The organism is Leisingera sp. M523, from assembly GCF_025141335.1.
In the GTDB taxonomy this organism is placed as follows: Bacteria; Pseudomonadota; Alphaproteobacteria; order Rhodobacterales; family Rhodobacteraceae; genus Leisingera.
Map to the genome: position 1 here is coordinate 1,435,062 of NZ_CP081036.1, position 18,016 is coordinate 1,453,077.

The 18,016-nt window shown below is 61.3% G+C and carries 20 protein-coding genes and 1 other RNA gene; 10 read left to right on the forward strand and 11 right to left on the reverse strand.

Going from position 1 to position 18,016, the window contains the following annotated elements; translation table 11 throughout:
* The first annotated feature begins 76 nt into the window (after positions 1-76).
* Both K3557_RS07140 and K3557_RS07145 read left to right on the forward strand, forming a co-directional pair.
* Positions 77-1,327 carry a hypothetical protein gene (locus tag K3557_RS07140; protein ID WP_259998758.1) on the forward strand — a complete coding sequence of 417 codons (1,251 nt, stop codon included), beginning with the start codon at positions 77-79 and terminating at the stop codon, positions 1,325-1,327.
* A complete protein-coding gene (locus K3557_RS07145) occupies positions 1,324-2,679 on the forward strand; it encodes a cytochrome P450 (protein ID WP_259998760.1) in 1,356 nt (451 codons plus the stop codon). The genes K3557_RS07140 and K3557_RS07145 overlap by 4 nt, the downstream gene beginning before the upstream one ends.
* Before the next feature lie 47 nt (positions 2,680-2,726).
* Here the strand turns inward: K3557_RS07145 and K3557_RS07150 are convergent, their stop codons facing one another.
* From K3557_RS07150 to fumC, 4 genes are read right to left on the reverse strand one after another with little or no spacing between them, the layout of a single operon-like run.
* Entirely contained in the window at positions 2,727-3,035 is a 309-nt protein-coding gene (locus K3557_RS07150) for an N-(5'-phosphoribosyl)anthranilate isomerase (protein ID WP_311198496.1), read from the reverse strand.
* Entirely contained in the window at positions 2,978-3,196 is a 219-nt protein-coding gene (locus tag K3557_RS07155) for a ribbon-helix-helix domain-containing protein (RefSeq protein WP_129371131.1), read from the reverse strand. Before K3557_RS07155 ends, K3557_RS07150 begins: the two co-directional genes overlap by 58 nt.
* Positions 3,193-3,381 carry a DUF4169 family protein gene (locus K3557_RS07160; RefSeq protein WP_259998762.1) on the reverse strand — a complete coding sequence of 63 codons (189 nt, stop codon included), beginning with the start codon at positions 3,379-3,381 and terminating at the stop codon, positions 3,193-3,195. The genes K3557_RS07155 and K3557_RS07160 overlap by 4 nt, the downstream gene beginning before the upstream one ends.
* Positions 3,381-4,775: a class II fumarate hydratase gene (fumC, locus tag K3557_RS07165; RefSeq protein ID WP_259998765.1), complete on the reverse strand. Its 1,395-nt coding sequence runs from the start codon at positions 4,773-4,775 to the stop codon at positions 3,381-3,383. Before fumC ends, K3557_RS07160 begins: the two co-directional genes overlap by 1 nt.
* Before the next feature lie 218 nt (positions 4,776-4,993).
* On the opposite strand from fumC, the gene K3557_RS07170 reads away from it, so the two are divergent.
* Complete coding sequence (locus tag K3557_RS07170; protein ID WP_311198497.1) at positions 4,994-5,560, forward strand: hypothetical protein; 567 nt, start codon at positions 4,994-4,996, stop codon at positions 5,558-5,560.
* Positions 5,561-5,632: 72 nt separating this feature from the next.
* Here the strand turns inward: K3557_RS07170 and K3557_RS07175 are convergent, their stop codons facing one another.
* The 6 genes from K3557_RS07175 to K3557_RS07200 all read right to left on the reverse strand — a co-directional run bounded on the left by K3557_RS07175 (position 5,633) and on the right by K3557_RS07200 (position 10,331).
* Positions 5,633-6,109: an SspB family protein gene (locus K3557_RS07175; RefSeq protein ID WP_259998769.1), complete on the reverse strand. Its 477-nt coding sequence runs from the start codon at positions 6,107-6,109 to the stop codon at positions 5,633-5,635.
* Between the two features lie 117 nt (positions 6,110-6,226).
* Entirely contained in the window at positions 6,227-7,498 is a 1,272-nt protein-coding gene (gene chrA / locus K3557_RS07180) for a chromate efflux transporter (protein ID WP_259998771.1), read from the reverse strand.
* Positions 7,495-8,310, reverse strand: coding sequence for a sulfurtransferase/chromate resistance protein (locus K3557_RS07185; protein WP_259998773.1), 816 nt, complete (start codon positions 8,308-8,310; stop codon positions 7,495-7,497). The genes chrA and K3557_RS07185 overlap by 4 nt, the downstream gene beginning before the upstream one ends.
* A gap of 141 nt (positions 8,311-8,451) precedes the next feature.
* Complete coding sequence (locus K3557_RS07190) at positions 8,452-9,015, reverse strand: nuclear transport factor 2 family protein (protein WP_259998775.1); 564 nt, start codon at positions 9,013-9,015, stop codon at positions 8,452-8,454.
* A gap of 167 nt (positions 9,016-9,182) precedes the next feature.
* Positions 9,183-9,535: a transfer-messenger RNA gene (gene ssrA, locus K3557_RS07195) on the reverse strand.
* A gap of 64 nt (positions 9,536-9,599) precedes the next feature.
* The gene (locus K3557_RS07200; RefSeq protein ID WP_259991725.1) at positions 9,600-10,331 is read right to left on the reverse strand and encodes a FadR/GntR family transcriptional regulator; all 732 of its coding nucleotides are present in this window, start codon (positions 10,329-10,331) and stop codon (positions 9,600-9,602) included.
* A gap of 168 nt (positions 10,332-10,499) precedes the next feature.
* Here K3557_RS07200 and K3557_RS07205 point away from each other — a divergent pair, with 168 nt between their 5' ends.
* The 3 genes from K3557_RS07205 to acuI all read left to right on the forward strand — a co-directional run bounded on the left by K3557_RS07205 (position 10,500) and on the right by acuI (position 12,907).
* The gene (locus tag K3557_RS07205) at positions 10,500-10,640 is read left to right on the forward strand and encodes a hypothetical protein (RefSeq protein ID WP_259999724.1); all 141 of its coding nucleotides are present in this window, start codon (positions 10,500-10,502) and stop codon (positions 10,638-10,640) included.
* Positions 10,641-10,715: 75 nt separating this feature from the next.
* Positions 10,716-11,810 carry a dimethylsulfoniopropionate demethylase gene (locus tag K3557_RS07210; RefSeq protein WP_259998777.1) on the forward strand — a complete coding sequence of 365 codons (1,095 nt, stop codon included), beginning with the start codon at positions 10,716-10,718 and terminating at the stop codon, positions 11,808-11,810.
* Positions 11,811-11,914: 104 nt separating this feature from the next.
* The gene (gene acuI, locus K3557_RS07215) at positions 11,915-12,907 is read left to right on the forward strand and encodes an acryloyl-CoA reductase (protein ID WP_259998779.1); all 993 of its coding nucleotides are present in this window, start codon (positions 11,915-11,917) and stop codon (positions 12,905-12,907) included.
* Positions 12,908-12,962: 55 nt separating this feature from the next.
* On the opposite strand, the gene K3557_RS07220 is transcribed toward acuI, so the two are convergent.
* Entirely contained in the window at positions 12,963-13,376 is a 414-nt protein-coding gene (locus tag K3557_RS07220) for a VOC family protein (RefSeq protein ID WP_409201205.1), read from the reverse strand.
* 210 nt (positions 13,377-13,586) lie between these two features.
* On the opposite strand from K3557_RS07220, the gene K3557_RS07225 reads away from it, so the two are divergent.
* The 4 genes from K3557_RS07225 (at position 13,587) to K3557_RS07240 (ending at position 18,016) form a co-directional block, all read left to right on the forward strand.
* Entirely contained in the window at positions 13,587-14,810 is a 1,224-nt protein-coding gene (locus tag K3557_RS07225) for an aminotransferase class V-fold PLP-dependent enzyme (protein ID WP_259998781.1), read from the forward strand.
* 24 nt (positions 14,811-14,834) lie between these two features.
* Positions 14,835-16,259 (forward strand): deoxyribodipyrimidine photo-lyase, encoded by a 1,425-nt coding sequence (locus K3557_RS07230; RefSeq protein WP_259998783.1) that lies wholly within the window; start codon positions 14,835-14,837, stop codon positions 16,257-16,259.
* 80 nt (positions 16,260-16,339) lie between these two features.
* The gene (locus K3557_RS07235) at positions 16,340-17,545 is read left to right on the forward strand and encodes a cyclopropane-fatty-acyl-phospholipid synthase family protein (RefSeq protein ID WP_259998785.1); all 1,206 of its coding nucleotides are present in this window, start codon (positions 16,340-16,342) and stop codon (positions 17,543-17,545) included.
* Positions 17,546-17,575: 30 nt separating this feature from the next.
* Complete coding sequence (locus K3557_RS07240) at positions 17,576-18,016, forward strand: TrgA family protein (RefSeq protein WP_259991738.1); 441 nt, start codon at positions 17,576-17,578, stop codon at positions 18,014-18,016.

Genomic DNA, 18,016 nt, shown 5'->3' on the forward strand with positions numbered 1-18,016 from the left:
TCTTTTCCATTCCTGGCCTTACTCTTGCCGGAATGCGCTGTTAGTCTGGCCGCAGAACAAGGATGCAGGCCAAGGCGTGACACAGCAGGAGCACGGTCAACAGCAGGTGCGCAAGCGGCGGGTATTCTACATACCCGGCTATGATCCGATTCATCCGCGCCGGTACCGCGAGCTGTACCGCAAGGAAGGCACCGCGCAGGCCGGGATTTCCGGCTACAGCCTGTCACTGTCCCCCAAACAAACCAAAGGCCCCTATGGCTGGCACGTTGTGTCAGAGATGGATGGTCTTTGCACTGAGGCGGACATCGAGGTGCTGGTCTGGTCCGACATCGTGCGCGGCAGTATGGAGGCAACCATTCCCGGCACCTATTGGCAGCTATTGCGCACAGCCTGGATCTATATCTCCACAGGTGCACTGCGGCGGCTGATGCGGCTGCGCAAAGGGCCGGTGATCGCCGCGCTTTACCCGGTGGGGATGCTGCTGTTGCAAGCGTTTCTGGCGCTGCTGCTGGCCTGGGGTGTTGCCTATGCCTTTGGGACGGTGGCCGGTCGCGCCGGCCTTTCAGGTCCGGTAGCGCTGGCCATTGGCTGGGCCTTGGGTCTTGGTTGCGGCTGCGCGCTGCTGCGCTGGTTCAAAAAGCGGGACGGCAAGTTCTTCGCCTATTACCTGATGCATGATTATGCGCATTCCGCGGCCTCCCGCGGTGCCATCCCGCCGGAGATGGAAGCGCGGATGCGCGCGTTCCGCGCGCTGATCTCGGAGGCGCTGCAAGATCCTGATCTGGACGAGGTGCTGGTGGCGGGGCATTCCTCCGGCGCTCATGTTGGCGTGTCCGTCCTGGCGGATCTGATCCGCGCGGGTCTGCCGTTGAACCGGCCGGCATTGGGGTTTCTGACCTTGGGGCAGGTTGTGCCCATGGTGTCCTTCTTGCCGCGGGCCGAGCGTTTGCGGGCTGATCTGCAGTATCTGTCCCAGCGGCAGGAACTGGCCTGGGTCGATGTCACGGCACCAGGTGATGGCTGCGCTTTTGCACTGTGCGATCCGGTGTCGGTCAGCGGCGTCGCGGTTGAGGGCAAGCGCTGGCCGCTGGTGTTCTCCGCCGCCTTCACCCAGACCCTCAGCCCGGAACGCTGGCAACAGCTGCGCTGGCGGTTTTTCCGGCTGCACTTTCAGTATCTCTGCGCCTTCGACCGTCCTGGCGACTATGATTACTTCCGCATCACAGCCGGACCGCTGACGCTGGCGGAACGCTACAAGGACCGCAAACCGTCGCAGTCCCGGATTGATGCGGCAGTGTCGAAGTTCACGTCGGTGGCAGCTGAATGACCCAAGCCTTGCCGCCGAAACCGCCCGCACGCCCGGACCGCGTGTCGCTGTGGCGCTATGTGAAACTGTTCCGCCAGGATATTCTGTCGGCCCAGCCCGCGCGCCTGTACCGCGCCTGGATGGCCGAGTTCCGCACCCCGTTTTTCCGTTCCTTCCTGGTCAACCAGCCGGAGCTGGTGAAAGTGCTGCTGAAAGAGCGACCCGAAGATTTTCCCAAGTCGGACCGCATTGCCGAGGGGTTGAAGCCGTTGCTGGGGAACTCCGTTTTCCTGACCAATGGCGAGGCCTGGAAACGGCAGCGGCGGATCATCGATCCGGCCTTTGAAGGCGGACGGCTTAAGGACACATACCCGGCGATGCGCGCCGCGGCTGAGGCCGCAGTGGAACGGCTGAAGGAACGGCAAGGACTTGTCGAGATTGAGGAGGAAACGTCGCACGCAGCGGCGGATGTAATCTTTCGAACGCTGTTCTCGATCCCGATCGAGCATCAGGTCGCAGGACAGGTTTTTAGCCGGTTCCGTGACTACCAGCGCAGCCAGCCGCTGTTGAACCTGGCAGCCTTTGTCCCATTGCCGCGCTGGATGCCGCGGTTTTTCCGCCGCGGCACCCGCCGGAACGCTGAGGTGATCCGCGAGCTGATTGCACAGCTGACCCGCGAACGAATGGATGCCATCAAAGCGGGCACGGCACCGGATGACCTGGCCACTAAGATCATGACCACCCGGGACCCGGAAACAGGCAGCACCTTTGATACAGCCGAAATGGTGGACCAGGTCGCGATCTTTTTTCTTGCGGGCCATGAAACCAGCGCCTCGGCATTGGCCTGGGCGCTGTATCTGATGGCGCTTTATCCTGATTGGCAAGAGAAGGTGGCAGCTGAGGCCGAGGCGCTGGCGGATGAAACCTTTGCCGCGGTTTCAAAGCTGAGGGTCAGCCGGGATGTGTTCCGCGAAACCCTGCGGCTGTATCCGCCGGTGCCGATGATGGTGCGCGAAGCAGCCTGTCCGGAGCAGTTCCGAGACCGTGACGTGCCAAAGGGCGCGCAGATGGTGCTCAGCCCCTGGCATCTGCACCGGCATGAGCGGCTGTGGGAGAACCCGGATGGGTTTGACCCTTCCCGCTGGCAAACAGAGAACGGCAAGCAGTGCCAGCGGGACGCGTACATCCCTTTCTCGGCGGGGGCACGCGTTTGTACCGGCGCTGGGTTTGCCATGGTGGAAGGACCGTTGATCCTGTCGATGATCCTGCGCGCGTTCCGCGTAGCTCCGGTTGCGGCGCAGGTGCCGGTGCCCGTGGCGCATCTTACGGTGCGATCGAAGAATGGGATCTGGCTGCAGCTGTCGCGGCGTTAGCCAAGAAAATTGAATTTTCTTGGCAAATTTCTTCGAAGAAATTTGCATCACTGGATGATGCGCACGGCGTCCTGATTGCAGAAGATGACAACCTGACCGGCGTTTTCGACGGCTCGAAATCCACGGCGCTTAAGTTCGTAGTGAAAGCGGTCCCAGCCAAGCAGCCGTTCAATATCGCGCTTCTGGCGGCGGACAACACCGCCTTTTGCAGCAGCCTGGGACCGGAAAAGCTGCTGTATCCAGGCATCAGCGGTGAGAGGAACGGGCACAGGCATAGCAGCACGATGCCAAACCGCGGTTAACGTGCCCTTAACCGGTGCAGCACAAACAGCCTGATCGCTGAGGCCAATCCGCAATCCTCGCCGCGGGCTTCATCAATTCCGGCAGCCAAATCATTGATTGCACGGCCGTCCTGCGCGGCAATCTCGCGGAAGGCGTCCCAGAAGTCATCCTCCAGCGACACCGAGGTCCGGTGCCCGCGCAAGGTCAGTGAGTGCTTCTTGGGCCGGCTGTTCATTCGTCGCGCTTATGGTTTTCCAGGCGCCGGACGTCTTGCACATTGCGCGCCTTGTCCAATTCCTTTTCCGCCTTGGTCCGCCCGAAGGTCACGGCGTTCTGGTCAGCGCGGACCTTTTTCCCGGCCCGCGCTTTTTCCTTTCTGTACCGGTTCAGATTGACCGGGCCTGAACCGGAGCCAGCCATCAGTCCTTGGGGCCGATCATCTGTTCGGGACGGACCACGGAATCAAAAGTCGCCTCGTCCACGAAGCCAAGCGCGACCGCCTCTTCCTTCAGCGTGGTGCCGTTCTTATGCGCGGTCTTGGCAACCTTGGTCGCGTTGTCATAGCCGATGGTCGGCGCCAGTGCCGTGACCAGCATCAGCGACTCTTTCATCAGCTTGTCGATGCGCGGCTCATTGGCCTGGATGCCGTCCAGCATCCGCTCGGTAAAGCTGTCCGCCGCGTCACCCAAGAGCTGGATGGATTGCAGCAGGTTGTAGGACATCATCGGGTTGTAGACGTTCAGCTCAAAATGACCCTGCGAGCCCGCGAATTTGATCGCGGCATCATTGCCCATCACATGGGCGGCTACCTGGGTCAGCGCCTCGGCCTGGGTCGGATTTACTTTACCCGGCATGATCGATGATCCCGGCTCATTCTCCGGCAGGATCAGCTCACCCAGGCCCGAGCGCGGGCCGGAGCCGAGGAAGCGGATGTCATTGGCGATCTTGTAGCAGCTGCCCGCAATGGTAGCCAAAGCGCCGGACAGGAACACCATCGCGTCATGGGCGGCCAGTGCCTCGAACTTGTTCGGAGCAGTGACAAAGGGCAGGCCGGTGATTTCGGCCATATTGGCGGCGACGGTTTCGCCCCAGCCTTTTTGCGTATTCAGACCGGTGCCAACCGCAGTGCCGCCCTGTGCCAGCTCATAGATGCCGGGCATCGCAGCCTCGACCCGGGCCAGACCCTGGCGGATCTGATGCGCGTAGCCGCCGAACTCCTGGCCCAGCGTCAGCGGGGTGGCGTCCTGGGTATGGGTGCGGCCGATCTTGATGATGTCCTTGAACGCCTCGGCTTTTGCCTCCAGCCCTTCGGCGAGCTTGGTCAGGCCCGGCACCAGCACGTCGCGAACGGACATCGCGGTGGCAATATGCATGGCAGTGGGGAAGGTATCGTTGGAAGACTGGCCCATATTGCAGTGATCGTTCGGGTGCACCGGATCCTTGGAGCCGATCACGCCGCCCAGGATTTCAATCGCGCGGTTGGCGATCACCTCGTTGGAGTTCATGTTGGACTGGGTGCCGGAGCCTGTTTGCCACACCACCAGCGGGAAGTTGTCGTCGAACTTGCCCGCGACCACCTCGCTGGCTGCTTGAATAACGGCATCACCGATCCGGGCGTCCAGCTTGCCCGTGGCTTTGTTGGCCATGGCGCAGGCCTGTTTGATCACCCCCAGCGCGCGCACAATGGCGACAGGCTGCTTTTCCCAGCCAATGGGAAAATTCATGATCGACCGCTGGGTCTGGGCGCCCCAATACTTGTCTGCGGGGACTTCAAGCGGGCCAAAGCTGTCGGTTTCGGTGCGGGTTTCGGACATCCGTCTTCTCTCCGTTGAGTATGCGATTGTATGCCGTGTAGCCTGTGCCGGAATGCGGCGCAATTGGCCAGTTGCGCGCAGCATAGCCAAATGGCAGGTAAGGTATAGTGTCGAATTGGCGCAATCCAATCCATGCCATTGTCTCAATCCATGCTATGGTTACACTGCGTGGGACGGGGCGGGAGACGGGCAAATTTGTATCCGGAAAGGAATTGATCGTGCCAATCCGTCTGTGTGAAGTTCTGTCACTGAAATCCCTGGCCGTGCCTGCATTGGCCGTCTGTTTGCTGCTGTGCGGGGCCGTGCAGGGGATTGCTGCCGGTATTTCGCAGTTTGCCGGCGAATATTCCGGCAGCGTCGACGTCGTCAAGACAGATGGCGACACCGATCCCCGGGACATGAGCGTTATCATCCACGAGATGAAGAAGGGATTCACCATCAAATGGACCTCGACCACGGAAAAGGACGACGGCCGCAAAAAGACCAAGACCTATGAAATCGAATTCCAGCAAAGCGGGCGCAATGGCGTCTACTCTGCGGCAATGACACGCAATGTGTTTGGTCATGCGGTGCCGTTGAACCCGATGGAAGGCGAACCCTTCGTCTGGGGCCGGCTGACTGGCGAAACGCTGACGGTCTTTTCGCTGTTTATTCACCCGAATGGCGACTACGAGATGCAGCAGTATGACAGGACCCTGGCCGATGGCGGGCTGGATCTGGTTTACATTTCACGGCTGAACGGCGAACCGCGCCGGCGGCTGGAGACCTTCCTGGCCAGGCAATAGGCCAAGGAACAGGCCGGACATGAAAAAGGCAGCCGGACGGGCTGCCTGATGCTGCGCGATGGGTCAGCCCGCCTATTTGCGGAAGCTGTCCAGCGACACGACATCCGCGTCTTTCTTGTCTTCTTCCGCTGGCTCCTCGGCGCCGTCTTGTTCCTCAGCTGCATCCGTCACCGCGGAAAAGCCTTCCGGCTCTTCATCGGCGGACTCAAACCGCAGTCCGAATTCCACCGACGGGTCCACAAAGGTGCGGATCGCGTCATAGGGAATATAGAGCGGTTCAGGAGAATCGCCGAAGTTCAGTGTGACCGCAAAACCATCCTCATCCACGGTCAGATTGTCGAACCAATGCTGCATGACAACGGTCATTTCACCGGGATACCGGTCGGACAGCCAATCGGCCAGCTCCACATCCGGGTGGGCTGTGTCGAAGGTGATGAAAAAGTGGTGGTTACCGGGCAAGCCATTGTCGGAGATATCCTGCAGCACGGTCCGGATCAGGCCGCGCATGGCAGAGTGCATCAGGTTGCCATAGTCGATTTCACGGGACATGCAGTCACCCTTTGTTCATTTGTCCCCAGCATAGGAGATTCTGGCGGAAACAAAAGAGCAGCCTTTTCGCAGGATCAAATTTTATTGCGGTTGACGGTGCTTTGCGGGTATCGGCAGTCAGCTGATTGCAAACGGGAATTCCGCAACGGCCAGGCCGGCTGCTGCCATCACCGCCAGCAGCAGCAGCATATTGCCGCGAACCATCCAGGCGGCAAACGGCGCCAGCAGAACCAGCAGAACCGCGGTGCCGTTCATACTGCCCCAGACCGGCACAGGCATGTGCAGAATGCCTGCTTCAAACACCTGCGTTCCGGCAAAACCCACATGCATCATGAACCACACGGACAGGTTCAGAATGACACCGGCCACAGTCGCCGTTACCGCCTTTAGCGCCATGCCAAGCCGCGGATGCGCGGCGATACGCTCCACATAAGGCGCGGCGGCAAAAATCCACAGGAAACACGGCATGAAGGTCGCCCAAAGCGCCACCGCGCCGGCGGCCAGGAACAGCCCGGACCCGCCCTGCGTCAGACCTGCCAACATGGCGACAAATTGGGTGACCAGGATCAGCGGGCCAGGGGTTGTCTCGGCCAGGCCCATGGCATCAATCATCTGCCCGGCAGTGATCCAGCCGAATTGGCTGACCACGGTCTGGCTGATATAGGCCAGCACCGCATAGGCGCCGCCAAAGGTCACAACGGCGAGTTTGGAAAAGAACCAGCCGATGTCCGCCAGGAACCCCGCTCCGGACAGCGAAAGGGCAATCAGCGGCAACAGCCACAACCCGCCCCAGACTGCAATGGTGCTCAAGGTACTGCCATTGCGAGCAGGGGTGCTGTGCGCGGGGGCACCGGTGCTGCCATCCTTGCGCAGTAATCCAATGCAGGCGGCGGCCAGCACCACCAGCGGAAACGGCAGGTTGAACAGGAACAGTGCGGCAAAGCCGAACCCCGCCAGCGCCCAGTCCAGCGGATGGTGCAGGGCCTTGCCCGCCAGCCGCCGCAGCGCCTGCAGGATGATGACCACCACCGCCGCCTTGACCCCCAGAAATGCCGATTGCACCGCAGGCAGGGTGCCGTATTGCGCATAAAGCCAGACCAGCGCCGCAATCACCGCCGCCCCCGGCAGCAAAAACAGCAGCCCCGCCAGCAGCCCGCCGGCAGTGCCGCGCATCCGCCAGCCGGTATAGGTCGCCAGCTGCATCGCCTCCGGTCCCGGCAGCAGCATGCAAAAGGACAACCCCCGCAGGAAGCTGTCCTCGCTCAGCCACGGGCGGTCTTCAACCAGCTCCTTATGCATCACCGAAATCTGCGCTGCGGGGCCGCCAAAGCTCAGCACTCCGATGCGCCCGAAGACACGGAACATCTCCGTCCAGCTGGGATGGTTCATGCCTTGCGGTCCGCAGGCCAGTCGTGGCCTTCATTCTGGCCATCGCGGGCCCAGCGGTATAGCGCATCATATAGGGTCATGCCTGCCTCAAGCTGCTGATGGTCGCCTTTGTACTGGCGCGACAATCCGACCGATAGGGCCAAAAGCCCCGCCGCCTCGGGTGCCAGATCATGCCGGTTGGTGTCGGCGCCTCTCACAACCAGGGACAGCCTGTCAAGCGCGGGCGTTCTTAGGCCGAACTCATCCAGCATGGTGTCAAAAGTGCAAAGCGGTCCGCGATGGGACCAGAACACACCCTCGACATCAAACGGCGTGGCGCCAAAGCGGTCCGCAACGCCGGTAACCTCAGACGGCGAGACAAACAGAATGCGCGCCGTCGGATCCGCAAAGCGGCGGATCAGCCAGGGGCAGGCGATGCGGTCGATCTTGGGCCGGTGGCGGGTCACCCACAGGCTGCTGCCGCCCACCGGCGCGGGCAGGATGCTGGCGGGAATGCGCGGCGCATCTTTCAGGGCGCGCCAAGCATACATGCCGCCTTGCAAATATTCCGCCTCAATCCCGTCATTGCGCAGCCAGGCGGCCAGGCCTTGCGACAGTTTGATGCCCTTCTGGCAGATCACCACGCAGCGCCGCCCGTTCAGGCGGGCCTTGAGGCCATCAATATCCTGATGGGAATGGCGGAAAGAGCCGGGGATCAGAAAGGGATCCGCGGCAAAGTCTTCGTCAATGCAGATATCCACCAGAACCGGCGCATTTGGTGTGCCGATCAGACGCAAGAGCTGGGCAGGGGTGATTTCATTCGGGGCAGCCATAAGCATGTCTCCTCGCAAGCGAAGGTTAACATGCGAACCTTGGGCTTGTCGCCTCACGGGGCGTTCGCGGTTGTCCCCATAGCTACTAAGAACCGCATTTACGGCAGTCTTGTCAAGATTACGCAGGCCGGCAATGCGCCATCACTTCAACCGTTCGCCGGTCATGCATACAGCAAAAGCCTCGGGCGGCAACTGGCCCAGTTTCTCGAACATCCGGAAGTAATCCATGTTGGAGTGCAGTTCTGCGATCCTGCCATCCGCCACCCGCGCCATCACCTGACCGGTGATCTGGAAGGGCATACCATCACTTGGGTTGCTGGTGCGTACCAAAAGCCGGACGGTCACCCAGTTTGCGGTTTCCATTGCGTGGGTGAAAGTGACAGTCATCGGCCCCAGCAGGTTGCGCAGCGCTGCGACAACTTCACCATAGTCGCATTCCGGTTCCGCAAGGGCAGAGATTGCGCCGTAAATCAGCGTGTCCGGTGTCATCACCTCGGCAACAGCGTCCATATTGCCTTTGCACCAAACCTCTTCAAACCAGTAATGCAGCAGCCGGGTCAAAGGCATTTCAGCCGGGCATGCGGAGTCAAACGGGACCGCCATGGCCGGGGCGCACTCGGCTGAATGCTGCGGCAGATCGTGCGCAGGCGCCGCCCGGCGCGGGGATACTGCGGTAATCTCGGGTTCAATGATAGGTTTGGGCATTCAGTCCGGGGTGTGTTTGGGGCCGTGCAGGCGGCATCAAGGGCAGGCTGCCTGCAGACAGGCTGCTGTTCAGATGTGCCTGCTACAGGTGCCGCAAGCAGACTTAAAGCGCCAAAAAGGTGATTTTTGGCAGGGTGCCGTAACGGCAGCATCAACACAGGGCGGAAAGTGCAGGTTTCTGTTGCCAGGTACCTGCGAACCCCGCCTTACGCTGCTAGGCGCAAGGGCTTAGTTTCGGCGACATTAACAGCTTACGCTGCTACTGCCATTGCCGGAGCACGATTGTCATTTGCAATTGTACTTTTTGGGCCGGTACGGTGGCACCCCGCCGAGACAAAGCTAACCCCTTTAGACGTCCGTCGATCCTGTTTCGACCCCATGATCCCCAAATGAAGGATGTTTGGTGGAGTCGCCGGGTACCGCCCCCGGGTCCGATCCGTTTATTACGAGCGCGTTTATGTCCATAGCTCCACAAGGGAACACTGCGAATATAGGGGGGGATCAAAGGGAGTTAAAGGCCGAAAATCACACGGGCGGCATTTGGGCCGGGGCTGCTGTTGCGGATTTTGGCAAACAGGATGTGATCACCGCGCGGCTGCCCGTGCTGCAAACACGTCTGCGGCCAGTTTCCGGGTCTCGGTTTCAAGATCCTGCAGGCCGGACACCGCGGCCGGGCCGTCACCGCGCTCAATCGCGTCGGCAATGCAGGCATGAAGCGCAGTGATTGCGGCGCGGTCCCGTGCGGTAAAGGTAATGATGTTCATCAAGGGCTGCATTGCTTCCACCGCGCCGGCCAATTGATAAGACAGCACCGGGTTATGCGCCCCGTCCACCAGCGCCCGGTGAAAAGAGACATCCGAGGCGCAGAAGGCCTCATCGGTCAGGCCAGGCTGGTTTTGCCGGAAGATCTCCGTCCGCATGGTGGCCAGCTGATCCGGGGTGCGGCGCTGCGCCGAAAGCGGCGCGCAAGAGCGTTCCAGCGCATAGCGGGCTTCGCAAGCGGTATCAAAGCTCACCGCGTTCATGCTTAGCAGCAGGGTTGAGGTGGTGATCTGCTGCGAATAGGCGTCCTCAAAGCTGAGCCGGTTTACAAACGCCCCGCCGGTCGCGCCGCGCTGGGTGCGGATCAAGGACTGCGCCGCCAATCGTTTTAGCGCTTCCCGCACGGTGGAACGGGAGACCTGAAACTGCTCCGACAGCTCGCTTTCAGACGGCAGCCGCTCATCCACGATCAATGCGCCCGAGATGATGGCATCCTTGATAGCCTGCGCTATCTGAACCGAAAGATCGGCGGAACTGTTGGGGTCAATCTTCATTCTCAGGGCCCTGACGCAGCACTACGCCGGAGGTGTCCCGGCAAAAAATCATTTGTCTGACATTTAAAAGTCTGACATTTAAAACGTATGGCCTGAGTCGGGAGAAAGCAATGCTCGGATCATCCATGCGCAACGTTCTGTGGTTTGGGTTCCTTGATGATGTAGTCCATGAGCACCGGCATGGGGCCGGACATCATCACGGCAACGGGCCTCAAATCGCGGGTGCGTGATTATGGCCGGGTTTGGAACTTTGGCGGTAAGTCTGCGGAAATCTGCCCGATTGACTGGTCCGGTTCCAAGCAAAGGTGAAACCGGCGGGGGCGGTTCCGGCCGAATCCGCTGTTGGTAAACTATACTGTGTAACGCTCATATGGAGACTTGAGTTTGGCGAACATCTTTCCGTCCCGCCGCATCCGGCGCACGCCCTTTTCCAAAGGGGTCGAGGCCGCAGGCGTCAAAGGGTACACTGTCTATAACCACATGCTGCTGGCAACAGTGTTTGAAAGTCTTGAATACGACTGCGCGCACCTGAAGGAGCATGTGCAGGTCTGGGATGTGTCCTGCGAACGGCAGGTCAGCATCAAAGGGCCGGACGCGCTGCGGCTGATGAAACTGATCAGCCCGCGCGACATGGACCGGATGGCGGACGATCAGTGCTATTATGTGCCGACCGTGGATCACAACGGCGGTATGCTGAATGACCCGGTGGCGGTGAAACTGGCGGCAGACCACTACTGGCTGTCGCTGGCCGATGGCGACCTGCTGCAGTTCGTGCTGGGGATCGCCATTGCCAAGGGCTTTGATGTCGATATCGTGGAGCCGGATGTCTCGCCATTGGCTGTGCAGGGGCCCAAGGCTGACGATCTGATGGCGCGGGTGTTCGGCGATGCGGTGCGCGATATCCGCTTTTTCCGCTACAAACGTCTTGCGTTCCAGGGTGCCGAGCTGGTGGTGGCGCGCTCGGGCTGGTCCAAGCAGGGCGGATTTGAGATTTATGTCGAAGGGGCGGATCTGGGTATGCCCTTGTGGGATGCGCTGTTTGCCGCCGGGGAGGACATGCACGTCCGTGCGGGCTGCCCGAACACCATTGAACGCATCGAAAGCGGGCTGTTGAGTTACGGCAACGACATGACCCGCGGCAACACGCCATATGAATGCGGGCTGGGCAAGTTCTGCAATTCGCCCGAGGATTATGTCGGCAAGGCCGCACTGGCAGAACAGGCAGCAAACGGCCCCGCACGCCAGATCCGCCCGCTGGTGATCGGTGGAGAGATCCCGCCGTGCCTGGATGCTTGGCCGCTTTTTGCTGACGGACGCCAGGTGGGGCAGGTCGGCTCGGCCGTTTATGCGCCGGAGTTTGGAGTGAATGCGGCGATTGGGATGGTGGACAGGTCCCATTGGGTGCCGGGCACAGTGATGGAAGTGGAGACCCCGGCAGGAATGCTGCCCGCAACAGTTCAGGAGAGGTTCTGGCGGTAGGAGCGGGGGCGCTGCCCCCGCCGCGGCAGGCCGCGGCTCCCCCGGGATGTTTTTGGCCAGATGAACATGGGATCTGGCTGGGTTTTTTGGAAAGGGAATGTGAAATGTTCAATGCATTGGTTGTGAACAAGGACGAAGACAGCGGCAAGACGTCTGCCGCGGTACAGCCGCTTAGTTTGGAAGACCTGCCCGAGGGAGAAGTGACCGTGGCGGTGGAGTATTCCACCGTGAACTATAAAGACGGGCTGTGCATCGGGCCGGGCGGCGGGCTGGTGCGCAAGTACCCGCATGTGCCAGGGATAGATTTTGCCGGCACGGTCGAGACGTCCTCGGATGACCGCTACAAAGCTGGCGACAAGGTGGTGCTGACCGGTTGGCGCGTGGGCGAGGCGCATTGGGGCGGATACTCCCAAAAGGCCAACGTGCGCGCCGACTGGCTGGTGCCATTGCCTGAGGGGCTGGATACCCGCCAGGCGATGGCAGTGGGCACTGCGGGCTTTACCGCGATGCTGGCGGTGATGGCGCTGGAGGATCATGGACTGGAGCCCGGGCATGGTCCCGTTCTGGTCACCGGTGCCGCGGGCGGTGTCGGCTCTGTGGCCACCGCGATCCTGGCGAACCTCGGCTATGAAGTGGCCGGTGTCACCGGCCGCCCGGAAACCGCGGACTATTTGAAGTCCCTGGGCGCCACCCGGATTGTGCCCCGCGAGGAGATCAACGAGACCACCAAACGCCCGCTGGAAAGCGAAAGCTGGGCGGGCTGTGTCGATGCGGTTGGCGGCGCCATGCTGGCACGGGTTCTGGGGCAGATGAAATACGGTGCCTCGGTTTCTGCTGTCGGCCTTGCGGGCGGCGCCGGGCTGCCTGCCACCGTTATCCCGTTCCTGCTGCGCGGCGTGAACCTATTGGGCATCGATTCCGTCATGCAGCCTTATGACAACCGCCTGCGCGCCTGGGAGCGGATCGCCAAGGATCTGCCGATGGACAAGCTGGAGGCAATGATCCAACCCGCCGCCCTTAGCGACCTGCCGCAGCTGGGGGCGGATATCCTCAAGGGCCAGGTCAAGGGGCGTGTTGTGGTTGACGTGAACGGCTGAGACCTGATCGGATGGCAACAAAAGGCCCCGGTGCTTTCCCGGGGCCTTTTGCGTGTCAGTCATTGTATTTGAAGAAACCAACCGAGTTGCCATCCGGGTCGGTGGCATAGAAGAACCGCCCGGGCGGGATCTCGATAGTGGGGGAGACTACTTTGCCGCCGGCATCCGTGACCCGCTCCATCACATCTTCCAACTCGCCCTCAGCGGTCAGATGCAGCGTCGGGCCGCGTCCGTCGCCTGCCGGTTTGCCGGGATACAGATGCAGGGCAACGCCGGTTGCCTGGTCCGCAGGCTTGAACATTGCCATCGGGTTGGGACCGCTGGTGTCGATGCTCAATGCGGCACCGGTCACCTTGGAGTAAAACGTCACTGCTGCGTCCAGATCGCTGACGGGAAGCTCGCCCCAGACCAGGAAATCCTTGGGAGTATAGGCCATATCAAATCCTCCGTGTTTGCCTGCGGTCAGCATGACAGGCGCTGTTGTCAGTTTCTGGCATCAGCCTACGGTCCGGTGCATCCGCTGCAGCCAATGTGCTTGCCCGGCGCGGTGTGCGGAAATTCCAGCTTGCAGCCACGTACACCTTCGCCCAATCCTTGCGCAGGAGCGCAGCCTTGGCCGACCGCCTGCCAAGAACCGGGAACACCTGACCGGTGCGCGATTTGAGGAGACAGAAAAGCAATGACCGCATTGGATATTGATTTTGTCCGGGCCCAGTTCCCGGCCTTTGGCGAACCCGGCCTGCGGGATCAGGCGTTTTTTGAAAACGCGGGCGGCTCCTATACCTGCCGCCAGGTGATTGACCGGCTGACCCGGTTCTATACCCAGCGCAAGGTGCAGCCCTATGCCCCCTATGAAGCCTCGCGCCTCGGTGGCGCCGAGATGGACGAGGCCCGCGCCCGTCTGGCCGCGCTGATGGGCGTTGCCGCTGAGGAGCTGAGCTTTGGTCCCTCGACCACCCAGAACACCTATGTGCTGGCGCAGGCCTTCCGCAGCTTCATGAAGCCCGGCGAAGCCATCATCGTCACCAATCAGGATCACGAAGCCAACTCAGGCCCCTGGCGCCGTCTGGCCGAAGCGGGGATCGAGATCCGCGAATGGCGGATCGACCCGCAGACCGGCCATCTGGACCCGGCGCAACTGGAAACCCTGCTGGACGAAAATGTCCGTCTGGTCTGCTTCCCGCATTGTTCCAACGTGGTAGGCGAGATCAACCCGGTGCCCGAGATCACCGCCATGGCCCATGCTGCCGGCGCCTTTGTCTGTGTCGATGGCGTTTCTTACGCACCGCACGGGTTGCCGAATGTGAATGACCTGGGCGCTGATATCTATCTGTTTTCTGCCTACAAGACCTATGGCCCGCATCAGGGTATCATGGTGATCCGCAAGGCGCTGGGCGCGCTGCTGCCGAACCAGGCGCATTACTTCAATGCGGACACGCTCTACAAACGCTTCACCCCGGCAGGCCCGGACCATGCCCAGGTAGCGGCCTCGGCCGGCATGGCGGATTACTTTGAGGCCTTGGCGGCCCATCACGGCCATTCAGGCACAGCGGCGGAAACCGGCGCCTTTGTCCACGACCTGATGCGCGCGCATGAGGTTGCCTTGCTGCAACCGTTGCTGGATGCGCTAAAGGACCGTAACGATGTGCGCCTGCTGGGGCCCTCAACCGCAGAAAACCGCGCGCCCACCGTTGCCATTGCCCTGAACCGTCCGGCGGAACCGGTAGCTGCGGCCATGTCGGAATATGGCATCATGGCCGGCGGCGGCGATTTCTATGCTGTGCGCGCCCTTTCCGCCATGGGCGTTGATCCAAACGAGGGCGTGCTGCGTGTGAGCTTCACCCACTACACGTCCGAGGCAGAAGTGGCCAAGCTGATTGAGGTCTTGGACCGGATACTGTAACGCAGACAGGGCAAGGAAAGCGGCATGAACAGCAGTTCCCCGGTGATCTGGTGGATAAGGCGGGATCTCCGTCTTTGTGACAATCCGGCTCTGACGGCTGCTGCCGCGTCCGGTGCGTCCGTGCTTCCAGTCTATATCCTCGACGAACAGGACGAGGCGCTGGGCGCAGCGCCCAAGTTCCGCCTTGGGCTGGGGTTGGAGCATTTAGCACGGGAACTGGCCAGGGCCGGCTCCCGTCTGATCCTGCGCCGGGGCAACGCTCTGGAGGTGCTGCAGCAGCTGGCTGTGGAAACCGGGGCAGGGGCCGTGCACTGGTCCCGCCTTTATGATCCGCAGGCCATTGCCCGCGACACGGATGTTAAACAGCAGCTCTCGGCGCAGGGAATCACGGCCAAATCCCACGGCGGGCGGCTGTTGTTTGAACCCTGGACGGTCGAGACCAAGACCGGAGGCATGTACAAGGTCTACACCCCGTTCTGGAAGGCCGTGCGGGGCCGCAGCGTCAACAGCCTGCTGCCGGCACCCGCCGCGCTGCCGGCACCGGAAAACTGGCCCGCCAGCGAAGATCTCTCCGCCTGGAATATGGGCGCCGCCATGCGCCGCGGTGCGGATGTGGTCGCCCGCTACTGCCGTGTGGGCGAAGGTGCCGCGCTAAACCGTCTGGGCGAATTCCTTGAATTTTCTGTGGACGCCTACAAGGAGCGCCGCGACTATCCGGGCGAGGATGCCACCTCCGGCCTGTCGGAGAACCTTGCCTGGGGGGAAATCAGCCCGCACCGCATGTGGCACCTGGGCCGTGCGGCGATGGAGCGCGGCAGCCAGGGCGCAGAACATTTCCTGAAAGAGATCGCCTGGCGCGAGTTCGCCTATTACTTGATGTACCACTCACCGCATATGCTGACGGCCAGCTGGCGCGGCGAATGGCAGGCCTTTCCCTGGTCGCAGGACATTACGCGCCAGGTTCTGGCCTGGCAGCGGGGGCAGACGGGTTATGACTTCATAGATGCCGCCATGCGCGAACTGTATGTGACCGGCAAGATGCACAACCGGGCCCGTATGATCGTGGCAAGTTTCCTGACCAAGCATCTGATGACGCATTGGAAAATCGGGATGGACTGGTTTACCGACACGCTGGTGGACTGGGATCCGGCATCCAACGCCATGGGCTGGCAGTGGGTGGCAGGCTCCGGCCCTGATGCAGCGCCTTTCTTCCGTGTCTTCAATCCCAGCGGCCAGCTGGAAAAATTCGACTCATCAGGTGCTTACACGCGACGCTGGATTGCCGAGGGGCAAGGCAATGCAGCGCAACCCGCGCTGGATTTCTTTGACGCTGCGCCGCTGTCCTGGGAGCTGTCGCCGGACACTCCCCGCGCCAAGCCGGTGATCAGCCTGAAAGAGGGCCGCGACCGCGCGCTCGCGGCTTATCACGGTGCCCGTGAAAACCGCTAACGTATAGTTTTCTTGCCGGAAGGCCCCCTGCGGCCTAGCTTTTTCCTTGTAGCCAGTCCGTGTCTCACAGGGGGAAGCGCATGAAGCACACGTCCGTTGAGGGCCAGAAAGATCTGCCGCGCTACTTTGCTGCGGTGTTTGCCAAGGTGAAGGCCATGGAGGTCGGGCAGCTGGATATCCACCTGCCGGACGGGCGCATATTTTCCGCAAACGGGCGCGATCCCGGCCCCACTGCCGACTTGCATATCCGCAATCCCGACTGTTTTGCCCGGCTGATCCGCGAGGGCGATCTCGGCTTTGCCGATGCGTACCTGGAAGGCTGGTGGAGCACATCGGACCTGCAAGCCTTTATGGATCTGGTGCATATGGGCGCCAATACCGTCTATGACGGTTTCCCGGGCCAAGGCCTGGCACGCGCTTATGAACGCTTCCGTTTCTGGCTGCACCGCAATCACCGCAAACAGGCGCAAAAGAATATCTCGTATCACTACGACCTGGGTAATGACTTCTACGGGCTGTGGCTGGATGATACGATGACTTATTCCAGCGCCCTGTTCCGCAGCGGCCAGGACAGTCTGGAGGCGGCGCAGACCGCGAAATACGCCTCGATGGTGGATCAGATGGGGGTGCAGCCCGGCGACCATGTGCTGGAGATCGGCTGCGGCTGGGGCGGCTTTGCCGAATACGCCGCCGGTCAGCGGGGGCTGAAAGTCACCGGTCTGACCATCAGTCAGGAGCAGCTGAACTTTGCCCGGCAACGCATCGAAAAGACGGGACTTTCGAATCAGGTTGATTTGCGTTTGCAGGACTATCGCGATTGCCGCGGCACATTCGACGGCATCGCTTCAATCGAGATGTTCGAGGCCGTGGGGCAGAAATACTGGCCGGCGTATTTCAGCACCATCCGCGACCGGCTTAAACCCGGCGGCAAGGCGACGCTGCAGATCATCACCGTTGCCGACCGGCGCTGGGAGATTTACCGCAAAGGCGTCGATTTCATCCAGAAACACATTTTCCCCGGCGGCATGCTGCCGTCCCCGCATGTCCTGCGCAACCAGGTCGAACGGGCGGGGCTGGGCGTGGTGCGGTCGATTGAATTCGGCGACAGCTACGACCAGACTTTGCGGCGCTGGCACGACACGTTCAACGCCCGCTGGGACCAGATTGCCGGCTTGGGATTTGATGACCGCTTCCGCAAGATGTGGAACTTTTACCTCACTTCCTGCGCCGCGGCCTTTAAGACTGGCAATTGCGATGTAACGCAGATTACAGTTGCGCATCGCTGACTGAACTGGCCGCACGGATTGTAACCAGACATGCCCACCGGAGCCCGACTGACCGCCGCCTTTTGCCTTGCCTTGGTGGCGTTCTTTGTGTCCTTCCTGGTTATGCCGCTGATGCCCGAAGGCACCGATTTCGGCTATTTCGTGCATGTGAATGTGGCGCTGGGACTGCTGAGCGGCTGGATCTTCATGGGCAAACGCGCCGGCCGCGGGCTGGTGCCCGGTATCAACAATGGCCTGACCGGCATGGTGGTGATGGTGCTTTGGGCGCTGTTCATCCAAGGCACATGGGAGATGTTCCGCCTGGCCATGCGCCACCGCTATGGCGGCCCGTTTGAGGCGCTGTCGCAGATCTTTGTGATTGCACTGGAGTATTTCTTTGTTATCGCTGTGCCATCTGTACTGGTGCCATTGGCCGTGGGCGGGGTTCTTGCCGGTCTCGCGACCGAGAACGCCTCCCGCCGCTGGCGCTGA

Bases quoted from the DNA above. Each gene is read 5' to 3' on its own strand.
- acuI (WP_259998779.1), top strand. From the start codon at position 11,915: ATGTTCAATGCATTGGTTGTGAACAAGGACGAAGACAGCGGCAAGACG.
- K3557_RS07220 (WP_409201205.1), bottom strand. From the start codon at position 13,376: ATGCTGACCGCAGGCAAACACGGAGGATTTGATATGGCCTATACTCCC.
- K3557_RS07240 (WP_259991738.1), top strand. From the start codon at position 17,576: ATGCCCACCGGAGCCCGACTGACCGCCGCCTTTTGCCTTGCCTTGGTG.
- fumC (WP_259998765.1), bottom strand. From the start codon at position 4,775: ATGTCCGAAACCCGCACCGAAACCGACAGCTTTGGCCCGCTTGAAGTC.
- K3557_RS07225 (WP_259998781.1), top strand. From the start codon at position 13,587: ATGACCGCATTGGATATTGATTTTGTCCGGGCCCAGTTCCCGGCCTTT.
- K3557_RS07160 (WP_259998762.1), bottom strand. From the start codon at position 3,381: ATGGCTGGCTCCGGTTCAGGCCCGGTCAATCTGAACCGGTACAGAAAG.
- K3557_RS07185 (WP_259998773.1), bottom strand. From the start codon at position 8,310: ATGGCTGCCCCGAATGAAATCACCCCTGCCCAGCTCTTGCGTCTGATC.
- chrA (WP_259998771.1), bottom strand. From the start codon at position 7,498: ATGAACCATCCCAGCTGGACGGAGATGTTCCGTGTCTTCGGGCGCATC.
- K3557_RS07145 (WP_259998760.1), top strand. From the start codon at position 1,324: ATGACCCAAGCCTTGCCGCCGAAACCGCCCGCACGCCCGGACCGCGTG.
- K3557_RS07155 (WP_129371131.1), bottom strand. From the start codon at position 3,196: ATGAACAGCCGGCCCAAGAAGCACTCACTGACCTTGCGCGGGCACCGG.
- K3557_RS07235 (WP_259998785.1), top strand. From the start codon at position 16,340: ATGAAGCACACGTCCGTTGAGGGCCAGAAAGATCTGCCGCGCTACTTT.
- K3557_RS07205 (WP_259999724.1), top strand. From the start codon at position 10,500: ATGAGCACCGGCATGGGGCCGGACATCATCACGGCAACGGGCCTCAAA.
- K3557_RS07175 (WP_259998769.1), bottom strand. From the start codon at position 6,109: ATGTCCCGTGAAATCGACTATGGCAACCTGATGCACTCTGCCATGCGC.
- K3557_RS07190 (WP_259998775.1), bottom strand. From the start codon at position 9,015: ATGCCCAAACCTATCATTGAACCCGAGATTACCGCAGTATCCCCGCGC.
- K3557_RS07200 (WP_259991725.1), bottom strand. From the start codon at position 10,331: ATGAAGATTGACCCCAACAGTTCCGCCGATCTTTCGGTTCAGATAGCG.
- K3557_RS07230 (WP_259998783.1), top strand. From the start codon at position 14,835: ATGAACAGCAGTTCCCCGGTGATCTGGTGGATAAGGCGGGATCTCCGT.